Source organism: Sphingopyxis sp. CCNWLW2 (assembly GCF_037095755.1).
Lineage (GTDB): Bacteria > Pseudomonadota > Alphaproteobacteria > Sphingomonadales > Sphingomonadaceae > Sphingopyxis.
In genome coordinates, this window is the sequence record NZ_JBAWKJ010000002.1 from 117,071 (window position 1) to 130,025 (window position 12,955).

Genomic DNA, 12,955 nt, shown 5'->3' on the forward strand with positions numbered 1-12,955 from the left:
CTTCGTTCCTTTACTTGAGGTCGCCGCGCGGTTCGCGGGGTAGCCCCAGCGCGCGCTCGGCGATGATGTTGCGCTGAATTTCGTTCGTGCCGCCATAGATCGTGTCGGCACGGCTATAGAGGAACAGGTTGGGCAGCGCGGGGAAGGCGTATTCGTGCCCCGCGACGGTCTCGCCCGCCTGTCCCAGCACGTCCATTGCAAGCTCGCCGAGATCGCGGCGCCATGTCGCCCACTGAATCTTGTAGGTGAGCGCCGACGGGTTGAGCTTGCCGTCCTCGGCATCGGTGAGCATGCGCAGCGCGCCATAGCGCATCAGCTTCAGGCCGATCTCGGCCTTGGCGATGCGCTGGCGGATGAGCGGGTTTTTCGCCTCACCATTGGCGCGCGCCGCGGCGATCACCGCGTCGAGTTCGTTGCGAAAGCCCATTTGCTGCGCAAGCGTCGAGACGCCGCGCTCAAAGCCGAGCAGCCCCATCGCGACCGTCCAGCCATCGCCGGGCGCGCCGAGGATGTTGGCGGCGTCGGTGTGCGCGCCGTCGAAAAACGTCTCGTTGAACTCGGCCTCGCCGGTGATCTGATGGATCGGACGGACAGTGACGCCGCTTTGGTCGACGGGGACGAGCAGGAAAGAGAGTCCCTTGGGGCCCTTCGATCCCTCCTCGGTGCGCGCGATCACGAAAATCCAGTCGGAAAATTGCGCGAGGCTGGTCCAGACCTTCTGCCCCTCGATCACCCAGTCGTCGCCGTCGCGCCATGCGCGGGTGCGGACATTGGCAAGGTCGGAGCCGGCGCCGGGCTCCGAATAGCCCTGGCACCAGATTTCTTCGCCGCGTGCGATCGCGGGGAGAAAGCGCGCCTTTTGCTCCTCAGTGCCGAAGGCGAGGATGGTCGGGCCGGCGAGTTCGATGCCGATATGGTTGAGCCGGGGCGGGGCGCCCGCGCGCGCATATTCCTCGGCGAAGATGACCTGCTGCGCGAGCGTCGCATCGCGCCCGCCATAGACCTTGGGCCAGCCGACGCAACTCCAGCCCGCTTCACCCAGCCGGCGCTCCCAGGCGCGGCGGCGTTCGGGCATTTCGGTCAGGCTGGTGAGCCCGCGCACGTCGGTGAAGGGGCCTTCCAGCTCGGCCTTGAGCCATGCGGCGGCTTCGGCGCGGAAGGCTTCTTCCTCAGGGGAAAATCCGAGCTTCATGCTGCTTCGTCCAATCCGGCAAGCCCCGCCACCTGTTCGCGGTGCCAGTCGGGGGTGCCGAGCAGGCTCGCGTTGCTGCGCGCGCGCTTGAAATAGAGATGCGCGTCATGCTCCCAGGTGAAACCGATGCCGCCGTGGAGCTGGATCATCTCGCCCGCGCAGTGGCTATAGGTATCGCAAGCGAACGCCTTGGCGGCGTGGACCGCGAACGGTGCTTCGTCCGACCCTTCGTCGATCGCGCAGGCGGCCCAATAGACCGCCGAGCGCGTCTGCTCGATCGCGACCATCATGTCCGCCATCCGGTGCTTGACTGCCTGGAAACTGCCGATCGACCGGCCAAACTGGATGCGTTCCTGCGTATAGGCGACCGTCCGGTCGAGACACGCCTGCGCCCCGCCCAACGCATCGGCGGCGATGGCGAGCCACCCGGTGGTGAGGGCGGCGTGGACGGCGGCGCGCGGATCGGCGAGCGTTTCGACGGCGACCCCGCCGAAATCGAGCCGGGCATAGGGACGCGTCTGGTCCATGCTGGTAAGCGGGGTGATGCCGAGCCCGAGGGCGCCGCGCTCGACGATCGCGACGCCATTGTCGGCCGCGACCACGAACAGGCCTGCGCTGGCACCGTGCGGCACGAGGAGCGCGGCGCCGGTTAGCGTCCCGTCGCTGAGCGTCGCGCCCGGCGTTCCACCCATATTCACCGCGGCGAAGCTTGCCACGAGATCGCCCGACGCGAGGCGGGGTAGGAGCCGCGCCTTCTGCTCGTCGGTGCCGCCCGCAAGGATCGCGGGGGCGGCAAGCCCAAGGCTGGCGAGCAGCGGCAGCGCCGCGGTGTGCCGCCCCCCTTCCTCGGCCAGGATCGCAAGCTCGACCATGCCGAGCCCGACGCCGCCGAGTGCCTCGGGAATCGCGACGCCGGCGAGTCCGAGTTCGCCGGTGAAAGCCTGCCACAGCGGCTTGTCGACACCCGTGTCGGCCATCGCCGCACGCGTGCGTTCGCTCGTCGCATTCTCCGCAAAGAATGTCTTCGCCGTCTCGGCAATCATCGCCTGTTCGTCGGTGAAGGCGAAATGCATCTCAGCTGCCCCAGACCTTGCGCGGTTCGCTGCGGACAGCGAGCAGCTTGTCGACCGCATCGCCGACATCAGCGGGTGCCCATTTTTCCTGCTTGTCGACCGTCGGGCCGAGTTTCCAGCCATCCTCGATCGTGATGCGTCCGCCTTCCAGTTCGAAAACGCAGCCCGTCACATGCTTCGATTGTTCGGAGCCGAGCCATACGACCGTGGGCGCGATATTGTCGGGGTCCTGTACGTCGAAGCCGGTTTCGACCGCGGCCATCTTGTCGGCAAACGCGCCCTCGGTCATCCGCGTGCGCGCCGCGGGGGCGAGCGCATTGGCGGTGATCCCATAGCGGCCAAGCTCGGCCGCCTGCACCAAAGTCAGCGCGGCGATGCCGCCCTTGGCAGTCGAATAGGCCGCCTGTGCGATCGAGCCCTGGAGCCCCGCGCCGCTGGTGGTATTGATGATGCGGCCATCGACGGGGTTGCCCGCTTTCTGCTGCGCGCGCCAATAATCGACCGCGTGGCGGCTGACACAGAAGTGGCCGCGCAGATGGACATGCATCGTTGCGTCCCACTCTTCGGGGGTCGCGGAGACGAACATGCGATCGCGCACGATACCGGCATTATTGACGACGACGTGCAAGTCGCCGAACGCCGCGACCGCGGCGTCGACGATGCGCTTGGCGGCATCCCAGTCGGTGATGTCCTCATAATTGGCGATGGCGTTGCCGCCCGCCGCCTTGATCTCGGCGACCACACCGTCGGCCGCCGACGTGTCGCGGCCTTCGCCCGCAAGGCTGGTGCCGATGTCATTGACGACGACATTGGCGCCTTCGGCGGCGAAGGCGAGCGCATAGGAGCGCCCGAGCCCGCGCGCCGCGCCGGTGATGATGACGGTCCGTCCTTCGCAAAGTGTCATTACAGCCTCTCGATTATCGTGACATTGGCCTGACCGCCGCCTTCGCACATGGTCTGCAGACCATAGCGACCGCCGGTACGCTCAAGCGCATTGAGCATCGTCGTCATCAGTCGCGCGCCGGTCGCGCCGAGCGGGTGGCCGAGCGCGATCGCGCCGCCGTGGACATTGACCTTTTCATGCGGGATGCCGAGTTCCTTCATCCACGCCATCGGCACGCTGGCGAAGGCTTCATTGCATTCGAACAGGTCGATGTCGGCGACGGTCATCCCCGCCTTTGCCAGCGCATATTGCGTCGCGGGGATCGGCGCGGTGAGCATCCACACCGGATCGTCGGCGCGCACCGACAGATGGTGGATGCGCGCGCGCGGGGTCAGTCCATGGTCCTTCACCGCCGCCTCCGACGCGATCAGCATTGCGGCGGCGCCGTCGCAATTCTGGCTGGAGATGCCCGCGGTGATCTTGCCGCCCTCCTGAATCAGCCGCAGTTCGGCCAGCCCTTCGCGCGTCGTTCCGGGGCGGATCGTCTCGTCCTGCGCCAGCCCTTCGAGTGGCGCGATTTCATTGGCGAACCAGCCGGCATCGGTCGCGGCCTGCGCGCGCTGGTGCGATGCGAAGGCGAATTCCTCCATCTCGGCGCGGCTGAGGCCCCATTTGTCGGCGATCATTTCGGCCGAGTTGATCTGGTTGAGCAGCCCGTCGCCATAGCGCGCGATCCAGCCGGGCGAGGTGTTGAACGGGTTGGTGAAACCATGGGGTTCACCCGCATACATCGCCGCACTGATCGGGATGGCATTCATCGCCTGCGATCCACCCGCGACGACCAGATCCTGCGTCCCGCTCATCACGCCCTGCGCCGCGAAATGCAGCGCCTGCTGCGACGATCCGCACTGGCGGTCGACCGTTGTGCCGGGGACATGCTGCGGCATCCCGGCGACGAGCCAGACGGTGCGCCCGATGTCGCCCGCCTGCGGCCCGATTGTGTCGCAGCAGCCCCAGACGACATCGTCGACCGCCCCCGCGTCGATCCCGGTGCGCGCGATCAGTGCCTTGATCGGATGCGCGCCAAGATCGGCGGGATGGACGGCGGCAAGGCTGCCCTTCTTGCGTCCGATCGGCGTGCGTACCGCATCGATGATATAAGCTTCGGCCATCAGATTTCCTTATGCGAATGTTTGGTCGGGGCCGATCGCCAGCCCCCCGCCGATCACGGCGTCGTCGATGCGTTTGAGATGAAATGCGCGGCTGCCCCACGCCCCCGCGAGCGCCCAGCTGCGCTTCATCCAGAAATGCAGGTCGACCTCATAGGTGTAGCCCATCGCGCCATGGACCTGGATCGCGGTTTCGGCCATCTGGATCGCGGCGTCGGTCGCGGCGATCTTGGCGTGGCTGATATGGACGGGTGCGCTGGGCAGGCCATCGGCGAGTGCCTGCGCCGCGCGCCAGAGAACCGGCTTGGCGAATTCGATGGCGACCGCCGCGGTGGCGAGTTGGTGCTTCACCGCCTGAAACGCACCGATTGGCTGGCCGAATTGGGTGCGGATTTTAGCATAGGCCGCCGACTGGTCGAGCATCGCCTCGGCCAGCCCGACAAGCTGCGCCGCGGCCATCAGCGCGCCGAGATCAGCTAGCAGCTGGTCCGAAGACGGCGCGCCGACAGGCCGGGTCAGATTGCGCAACGGGTCGATGCTGTCGAGCGCTGCGCCTTCGCCATCGCTGACCCACGGGTTGATCGCATGCGCGATTGACGGCTTCGCGGTTCCCGCGACGATTGCGGCCATTTGTGCGGTCTCACCCTGCGCCAACAGCCACGGCACTGCGACAAAGGCGGTGTCGACGAGCGGCTCGGCAACACAGGCGCGTCCGCATTCGCGCGCGATCAAAGTCGCATCGACAAGGCCAAGGCCGAGCCCGCCATGCTCCTCGGGAACCAGCAGGCCGGTTAGCCCCATGTCGACGAGACCCTGCCAGATCGCGGGATCGCGATTGTCGCCCGCATCGAGCCGGCGCAGCACGTCGGGCCCATGTGTTCCCGCGAGATAGTCGCGGACGGTTTCGGCCAGCGCGAGCTGGTCTTCGTTCAGCAGAAATTCCATCAGCCCGCTCCCACTCTGGGCAAATCGAGCAATCGTTCGGCGGTGATATTGCGCTGGATTTCGTTCGACCCGGCATAGATCGGACCCGATAGCGAGAAGATATAACCCTCCAGCCACTGGTTCATGCGGCCGTCGTCGAAACGGCGGAGCTCGGCGGCGGCGCCCAGCAATTGCATCGCGGTGCGGTGCATCGCGCGGTCGAGTTCGGACCAGAAAATCTTGTTGAGGCTCGCCTCGGCCCCGATCGACCCACCCGCCATGATCTTCGCGGCGACGGCATAGGTGTTATAGGCATAGGCCTGCGCCTGCATCCACGCGGTCATCACCGCCTCGCGCGCCGATGGCGCGGCTTCGGCTTCGTGCTCGCGATAAAGCTCGACCAGCCGCTTCGCGGTCGCCTGAAACCGGCCGGGCGAGCGCAGCATCAGCCCGCGTTCGAACCCCGCGGTCGCCATCGCGACCTTCCAGCCCTCGCCTTCGCCCGCGATGCGGTTTTCGACGGGCACGCGCACCTCGTCGAAGAAGAGCTCGGCAAAGCCGGTGTCGCCGTGCAGCTGGCGGATCGGGCGGCGGGTGATGCCGGGGCTATTCAGGTCGAACAGGATGAAGCTCAGCCCCTTGTGGCGCTTGCTGCCCTCTTCGGTGCGGAAAATGCCGAAGCCCCAGTCGGCGAAGGCGGCGCGGCTCGACCAGGTTTTCTGGCCGCTGATCACATAATGATCGCCGTCGCGCACCGCCTTGCTGGTGATCGCCGCCATGTCCGACCCGGCGCCGGGTTCGGACCAGGCCTGCGCCCACATCGTCTCACCCTTCGCCATCGGGGTCAGGAAGCGCGCCTTTTGTTCGGGCGTGCCGAATTCCATGATCGTCGGACCGAGCAGGAAAATGCCATTCTGGTTGGCGCGATTGGGGCCGCCAGCGCGGAAATATTCTTCCTCGAAGATCAGCCACTGGATCAGGTCGAGCCCGCGCCCGCCATAAGCCTCGGGCCAGGTGACCATGCCCCAGTTTCCGCTCGCGAGCGTGCGTTCCCACACGACATGCTGGTCAAAGCCTTCGCGGCATTCGAGCGTGACCAGCGGCTCCTTGGGTACATGCGCGTCCATCCACGCGCGCACCTCGGCGCGGAAAGCCCGTTGTTCAGTTGTGTAGGCGAGATCCATCAGAATTTGGCCGCCTTGCCCGTTTCGACAAAGGCATCGCGCGATTTCTGACTGTCTTCGTGCATATACATTTCCAGCGTGAAACCCTGTTCCCAGCGGTATCCGCGGTCGACGTCGCGTTCCTCGAGGCCGTTCAGCGCCTCCTTGGCGATGACGAGCGCCTTGCGCGATTTCGAAGCGATGACCGCGCAAAAGGCGCGGGCTTCGGATTCGAGGTCGGCGCGCGGCACGACCTTCTCGATCGCGCCCAGCCGCCAGGCTTCCTCGGCGGGGATCGTGCCGCCGGTGAAAAAGGCCGCGCGCACCTTGTGCAGCGGCAACATGCGTGAAAGGTGCGAAGCCCCGCCCATCGCGCCGCGATCGACCTCGGGCAGCGAGAAATAGGCGTCGTCGGCGGCGATGATGCTGTCGCTGGCGCCGCAAATGCCGATACCGCCGCCGATCACGAACTTGTGCACGGCGCTGATCACCGGCACCTCGGCGCTACGGATCGCCTTGAAGGTCAGGTAATTGCCGCGATTGAGGAGGGTGATGCGTTCGGGATGCGCCTGCATCTCCTTGATATCGACCCCGCCGCAAAAACCCTTGCCCTCGGCGCGGATCAGCACGCAATTTACATCGGGATTGCTCGCCGCCGCGGTGACGATCGCGGGGATCGCCATCCAGGTTTCGCTGTCGAAGGCGTTGACCGGCGGGACGTCGAAGACGATTTCGGCGATCCGGTCCTTGATGGTGCAATGTATCGGCATGGGTTCAGTCCAGTCCTCGCAGCGCGGCCAGGCGGGCGCGCGCATCCTTTTCGATCGAAGTCAGAAGATCGGCGCAGCTCGGCAGGTCGCCGAGGCGCCCGCCGACAAGCCCGGTCGCGAGCAGGCCGTTTTCGGTGTCGCCGTCCACGACCGCTTTCTGGATCAGCATCGGCGCCGCCGCGGCCATCATCGCCTGCGGCAGCGACAGATTGCCGTGGCTGGTCATGCCGCGCGCGGCGCGCAGCAGTTCGCCAAAGCTGGCGCCGGTCTGACGCTTCATAGCCAGCCCCGCCTCGATCGCGCGTTTCCACATGGCGAGCTTGCCCGACGCCTCGATGCGTCGCATCGCGGGGGTCAGGATCATCCGCTGCGGAATGCCGTCGATCTTGGTCGACACGATGATGTCGCCGGTGCCCGCGCGGACATAGGCCGATTTCGAACGGTCGGGGATAGGGCTGTCGCTGGTCATCAGGAAGCGCGTTCCCATCGCGATGCCCGCTGCGCCATAGGCCAGCGCCGCCGCGAGCCCGCGTCCGTCGGCAAAGCCGCCCGCCGCGACGACCGGCACCTCGACCGCATCGAGCACCTGCGGCAGCAGCACGGTCGTCGCGACCGCGCCGGTATGCCCGCCGCCTTCGCCGCCCTGCACGGTGATCATCTCACACCCCAGCTGGACCATCTTCTCTGCATGTTTGACTGCGCCGACGGTGGGGATGCAGAGGATCCCGGCGTCCTTGAACCGGCCGATCATTTTCGCGTCGGGACCGCGCCCGAAACTGACCGCGCCGACGCGATCGCTGTTCGCGACGATCAGATCGACGATCGCCGCCGCGCCAGGCTGGAAACTGTGAAAATTGACGCCGAAGCGGTGCGGGGTGAGGTCGCGCAGCCGCGCGATCGCGTTGGCGAGTTCGGCGGGGGTCATCACCGCACCCGCGAGAAAGCCGAACGCCCCGGCATTGCTCGATGCCGCGACCAGCTCAGGCGTCGCGATCCAGCCCATCGCGGTCTGGATCACGGGCAGGCGGCATCCGAGTGCCTGGGTCAGCGGGGTGGTCAGCGCGTCGGTCACAATATCAGCCTTCGCCCGCGGCCTTCTTGTTCGCCTTGGCCATCGCCGCGCCGTCGAGCCCGCCGAGCGAATTTCCGCTGACCAGATCGTTCTGCGCATGCGCGAAATGATGCATGTGGAACACCGCATCCATCGCCGTGCGCTTGCCGCGCAGATCCTCGACATGGTTGAGCGCCTGCTTGGTCAGCCAATTGCCAAGCCGCGGGCGGGTCGCGAGTTCGTGCGCCATTGCCGACACCTTGTCCTTGAGTTCGGCGCGCGGGACCATTTCATTGACCATGCCGAATTGATAGGCGCGCGCCGCGGGCATGCGTTCGCCGAGCAGCAAAAAGCCCTTGGCGATACGCGGCGGCAGTTCGAAGCCATGCGCGAAATATTCGACCCCCGGGATTCCCATGCGGTTGACGGGGTCCTGGAAGAAGGCATCGTCGCTGGCGACGATCAGGTCGCACACCCATGCCAGCATCAGCCCGCCGGCGATGCACGCGCCCTGCACCATCGCGATCGTCGGCTTGGGAATGTCGCGCCAGCGGCGGCACATCCCCAGGTAAACTTCTTGCTCGCGGGTATAGAGCAGCTCGGCGCCGGGCCGGGTCGTGTGATCGCCGAACATCAATTTGCGGTCGAAGGGCACCAGATGGTCGCGCCCCGGCGTGCCGATGTCGTGCCCGGCGCTGAAATGCTTGCCGTCGCCGCCGAGCACGATGACCTTGATTGCATCATCGTCGGTCGCGCGCTGGAAGGCGGCGTCGAGCGCATAGGTCATCTGGCTGTTCTGCGCGTTGTTGAACTGCGGCCGGTCCATGATGATCCACGCGACGGGGCCGTCGACTTCATAGCGGACGGGGGTGTCGGTTTCATACACCGGCTGTTGCGGCTGGCGCGGGACGATCTCGGTCATGCTCAGTTCCTCTTGCCTGCAGGATTGTCCTTGAGCACGCTCGCCCGCAGATTGTGCGGGTCGAGCCGCGCGATGATCGCGAGTTGCTCGGCGGTCGGGGCGGGGGTGGTCTTGATCTCGGCGGCGGCTTCGAGCGCGAAGCCGGTCGCGTCCTGCACCTGCTCGAAGGTCACGCCGGGGTGCAGCATCACGACGCGGATCGCATTGTCTGTGCCGCCGAAATCCATGACGCAGAGGCCGGTGACGATCAGCCGCAGGTCGACACGGCTGAAATTGACGCCGGGGGTGCGGCGCGCCGGGTTATAGCCGACGCTCGACACCATATCGACCTCGCCCTCGACGAAGACGCGCTTCGAATGCGCCGGCACGAACATCGAATTGATGTGGCAGATGCTGTTGCCTGGAAAGCCGCGCGCGCCGAGCATCTGCACCTTCGGCTGATCGTAAGTGCCGCCGAGGTAGGAGATGTTCGTTTGTCCGAAGCGGTCGATCTGGCTCGGCGTCACCATCGCGTGGCGCTTGCCGGACCAGACCGCGGCGTCGAAAAAGCGCGAAAAGGGCAGGTAGCCCGCGGCCTTTCGATCGTCGTAGCCGCGCGGGCCGAGCGGCACGGGGTCTTCGACCAGCCAGGCTTCGCCGTCGGTCATCATCAGTTCGGGGGTGTGCGTCAGCTTGGCGAGGCCGGCGGCGAGGCGCGGCGCGGGGCCGATGCCGGTCGCGACGAGTTCGCCATTGGCGCGCCACGCCTCGGAGGCGGCGACGATGAGCTGTTCGCAAAGGGTGAAGTCGGGTGCGGTGGTCATGGCGTCCGCCTCAGAAAATGGGAAGGGGGAGGGCGGAAATGGCGTCCTTGCCGCCGACGCGGCCCAGATAGCCCGCCTCATCGGCGCCGATGGTTTCGGCGAGATAGGCGTCCCAGCCGCCGTCCTCGCGCGCGCTATCGGCATAGGATTTGAGGTGCTTCATATCCCAGCCGTAGGAAGGCGGCATAGAGGTCGGATGCGCGCCGAGCGGGGCCTCGACGACGCCGTGGATGAAGCAGCGCTCGACGATGTTGGCGCGTGCATCCTCGGGATAGCTGTGGTCCATCCGCTCGACGACCTCTTCGGCCGAGACGAAGGTGCGGTCCGCGGCGCGCGCGAACCATTCGTCATAATAGGTATCGGGGCCGAGCGCCTGGATATTGCCGAGCTTGTCGGCGCGGTGGACATGGAGCAGCGCCGCGTCGAGCTTGAGCGCGGGCATGGCGAGCAGCACCTCGCCGTCGTCATACGGGGACTGGACGGTCTTGAAGCCGCCATGCGTCATCACGTCTGTGCCAAGCCCGACATGGGTGGGCAGGAAGGGCAAGCGGAACGCCGCGGCCTTCAAGCCCCATTGCAGCATGCCTTCGTCAAGTTCGAGAATGTCGAGCCCGCCGGCTTCGCGGGCCTTGCGGAAGTAAGGCTCGAGTGGGATCGCGTCCATCGAGACGAAGCCGAAGATGACCTTCTTCACCTTGCCCGCGGCGCACAGCATGCCGACCTCGGGACCGCCATAGGCGACGATCGTCAGGTCGGTCAGGTCCGAACGCAGGATCGCGCGAACCAGCGCCATGGGCTTGCGGCGCGGGCCCCAGCCTCCAATCCCGATCGTCATCCCGCTCTTCAGCGAGGCGACGAACTGCTCGATGGTCAGTTGCTTGTTCAATCCACTCTCCAGCCCATAGGCGTCGGGCACGAGGGCGCCCGCGATGTTGCAAGATGGATAGGCGCGCTGGCCGTTCGCCCGATACCACCATATGGAGAGAGACTTTCACGCCGCCCGATAGAAGAGAGGCGGGCGAGAAATGGAGATCGAAATGGCGGACGAGAAACAGCGCGTGGCGCTCGTGACCGGCGGCAGCCGCGGTATCGGCAGCGCGATCGCCGAGCGGCTATTGGAAGACGGCATGCGCGTCGTGATCTGCGGCCGCAACGCCCCCGAGGACCTGCCGCGCCACCTTGACGCGGCGGCGGAGTTCGAGGCGTGCGATGTGCGTTCGGCGGACGAGGTTCAGGCGATGGTCGACCGCATTTTCGAACGCCACGGCCGGCTCGACCTCGCCGTGAACAATGCCGGGGGCTCCCCCGAAGCCGATGCGGCCTCCGCGTCGCCGCGTTTTTCGGAGCGCGTCCTCGCGCTCAACCTGCTTGCCCCGCTGCATGTCGCGCAGGCCGTCAACCGCGTCATGCAGGCGCAAGAGGAGGGTGGCAGTATCGTCAATATCGCCAGCGTCTCGGGTACGCGGCCGTCGCCGGGAACGGCGGTTTATGGTGCGGCCAAGGCGGGGCTGCTGAGCCTTACCGAATCGCTTGCGATGGAGTGGGGGCCGAAGGTGCGTGTCAATGCGGTCGTCGTGGGGCTGGTCGCCACCGAGGCTGCGGCCGATCATTATGGCGGCGAGGCGGGGATGAAACGGATCGATGCGATGCTGCCGCTCGGCCGGATGGCGCGCGGGCCGGACATCGCCGGGGTCGTGAGCTTCCTGGCGTCGCCGGACGCGGCCTATATCAGCGGTGCAAAAATCGCTGCGCATGGCGGCGGCGAGCGGCCGGTCTTTCTGAGCCTGGCCCAGATGGGCTGACGTCGCGGCGGAGGAGCCGCACATGGTCAGCGGGCTTCGAAAACATTCTGTGCGCGGTGCAGGACAATGGCGACTTGGCGAGGGCGCCGGACGGTTGCGATAGTGATGCCGTCTTCCACTGCTATATCGGAGTGCCGTCATGCCCGCAGACACCGTCAATCGCCAATGGCTGCTCGCGCGGCGCCCCCAGGGGCAGGTCAGCGTCGATGATTTCGCGCGGCATGACGCGCCCTTGCCGCGGGCCGATCTGGCCGCGGGCGAGATCCTCGTCCGCAACGTCATGTTCGGCTTCGATCCCGCGCAGCGCGGGTGGATGGACGATGTCCCAAGCTATCTTCCCCCCATCAGGATCGATGAGCCCGTGCGCGGCAGCGCGGTCGCGCGCGTGATCGCGTCGGGCAATCCGGCATATCCGGAGGGCTCGATGGTGCGGGGGTTGTTCGGATGGCAGGATTATGCCGTTGCGGCGCGGGCGGGCGACCCCGACCCGGTGCCCATCCCGGACGGGACGGCGCCCGAAGAGGCGTTGGGTATATTCGGCGCGGCGAGCCTGACGGCCTATGTCGGCATGTACGACGTCGGCCGGCTCCGCGCGGGGGATTGCGTCCTCGTTTCCGGCGCGGCGGGTGCGGTCGGATCGGTTGCGATTCAGATCGCGCGGCTCGCCGGCGCGCGCGTGATCGGGATCGCTGGAGGCGTCGAAAAATGCCGCTGGTTGATCGAGGATTATGGCGCCGACGCCGCGATCGATTATCGCGCGGAGGATGTGCGGGCGCGGCTCGGAAAGCTCGCGCCCGAGGGAATCGACCTGTTCTTCGACAATGTGGGCGGCACCACGCTCGAAGCGGGAATCGCGCATATCGCGCGCTTTGGCCGGATCGTGCTGTGCGGTGCCATTTCGGGCTATAACGACACGCACGCCGCTGCAGGGCCGCGCAACCTGGTCCGGCTGATTCCGCAGCGCGCCGAGATGCGCGGCTTTATCCTGCTCGACCATCTGGATCGTGTGCCCTCTGCTATGGTGGAACTCAGGCAATGGGTCCGCAGCAACCGGATCCGCTATCGTACCGACATTCAGCATGGTTTCGACGTCATCCCACAAACATTCTTGCGGCTGTTCAACGGCTCAAATCGGGGCAAGCAATTGCTGCGGATCGACGGGGTGGACTAGGCTGGGACTACCGGCGCGGGCCTCCGCAGCGG

Annotated in this window: 13 protein-coding genes; 2 read left to right on the plus strand and 11 right to left on the minus strand. The window is 66.4% G+C overall.

The annotated features are described in order from the left end of the window. Window positions 1-10 precede the first annotated feature (10 nt). The 11 genes from V8J55_RS11710 to V8J55_RS11760 are packed head-to-tail and all read right to left on the minus strand — an operon-like array spanning window position 11 to window position 10,866. Window positions 11-1,192 carry an acyl-CoA dehydrogenase family protein gene (locus V8J55_RS11710; protein ID WP_336445836.1) on the minus strand — a complete coding sequence of 394 codons (1,182 nt, stop codon included), beginning with the start codon at window positions 1,190-1,192 and terminating at the stop codon, window positions 11-13. Further along, window positions 1,189-2,265 carry an acyl-CoA dehydrogenase family protein gene (locus tag V8J55_RS11715; protein ID WP_336445837.1) on the minus strand — a complete coding sequence of 359 codons (1,077 nt, stop codon included), beginning with the start codon at window positions 2,263-2,265 and terminating at the stop codon, window positions 1,189-1,191. Before V8J55_RS11715 ends, V8J55_RS11710 begins: the two co-directional genes overlap by 4 nt. A 1-nt stretch (window position 2,266) precedes the next feature. Beyond that, the gene (locus tag V8J55_RS11720; RefSeq protein WP_336445838.1) at window positions 2,267-3,169 is read right to left on the minus strand and encodes an SDR family oxidoreductase; all 903 of its coding nucleotides are present in this window, start codon (window positions 3,167-3,169) and stop codon (window positions 2,267-2,269) included. After that, complete coding sequence (locus tag V8J55_RS11725) at window positions 3,169-4,320, minus strand: acetyl-CoA C-acetyltransferase (protein ID WP_336445839.1); 1,152 nt, start codon at window positions 4,318-4,320, stop codon at window positions 3,169-3,171. Before V8J55_RS11725 ends, V8J55_RS11720 begins: the two co-directional genes overlap by 1 nt. Window positions 4,321-4,329: 9 nt before the next feature. Continuing rightward, window positions 4,330-5,262, minus strand: coding sequence for an acyl-CoA dehydrogenase family protein (locus V8J55_RS11730; protein WP_336445840.1), 933 nt, complete (start codon window positions 5,260-5,262; stop codon window positions 4,330-4,332). Continuing rightward, complete coding sequence (locus tag V8J55_RS11735) at window positions 5,262-6,425, minus strand: acyl-CoA dehydrogenase family protein (RefSeq protein WP_336445841.1); 1,164 nt, start codon at window positions 6,423-6,425, stop codon at window positions 5,262-5,264. The genes V8J55_RS11730 and V8J55_RS11735 overlap by 1 nt, the downstream gene beginning before the upstream one ends. Beyond that, window positions 6,425-7,174, minus strand: a complete 750-nt coding sequence (locus tag V8J55_RS11740; protein WP_336445842.1) for an enoyl-CoA hydratase family protein — start codon at window positions 7,172-7,174, stop codon at window positions 6,425-6,427. Before V8J55_RS11740 ends, V8J55_RS11735 begins: the two co-directional genes overlap by 1 nt. Window positions 7,175-7,178: 4 nt before the next feature. Continuing rightward, complete coding sequence (locus tag V8J55_RS11745; RefSeq protein WP_336445843.1) at window positions 7,179-8,246, minus strand: NAD(P)H-dependent flavin oxidoreductase; 1,068 nt, start codon at window positions 8,244-8,246, stop codon at window positions 7,179-7,181. 4 nt (window positions 8,247-8,250) lie between these two features. After that, window positions 8,251-9,147: an enoyl-CoA hydratase gene (locus V8J55_RS11750; protein WP_037514907.1), complete on the minus strand. Its 897-nt coding sequence runs from the start codon at window positions 9,145-9,147 to the stop codon at window positions 8,251-8,253. A 2-nt stretch (window positions 9,148-9,149) separates the two neighbouring features. Then, a complete protein-coding gene (locus V8J55_RS11755; RefSeq protein WP_336445844.1) occupies window positions 9,150-9,950 on the minus strand; it encodes a CoA-transferase subunit beta in 801 nt (266 codons plus the stop codon). A 10-nt stretch (window positions 9,951-9,960) separates the two neighbouring features. Then, complete coding sequence (locus V8J55_RS11760) at window positions 9,961-10,866, minus strand: CoA transferase subunit A (RefSeq protein WP_336445845.1); 906 nt, start codon at window positions 10,864-10,866, stop codon at window positions 9,961-9,963. Window positions 10,867-10,987: 121 nt separating this feature from the next. On the opposite strand from V8J55_RS11760, the gene V8J55_RS11765 reads away from it, so the two are divergent. After that, a complete protein-coding gene (locus tag V8J55_RS11765; protein WP_336445846.1) occupies window positions 10,988-11,752 on the plus strand; it encodes an SDR family oxidoreductase in 765 nt (254 codons plus the stop codon). Between the two features lie 139 nt (window positions 11,753-11,891). Beyond that, a complete protein-coding gene (locus tag V8J55_RS11770) occupies window positions 11,892-12,923 on the plus strand; it encodes an NADP-dependent oxidoreductase (RefSeq protein ID WP_336445847.1) in 1,032 nt (343 codons plus the stop codon). Window positions 12,924-12,955: the final 32 nt, after the last annotated feature.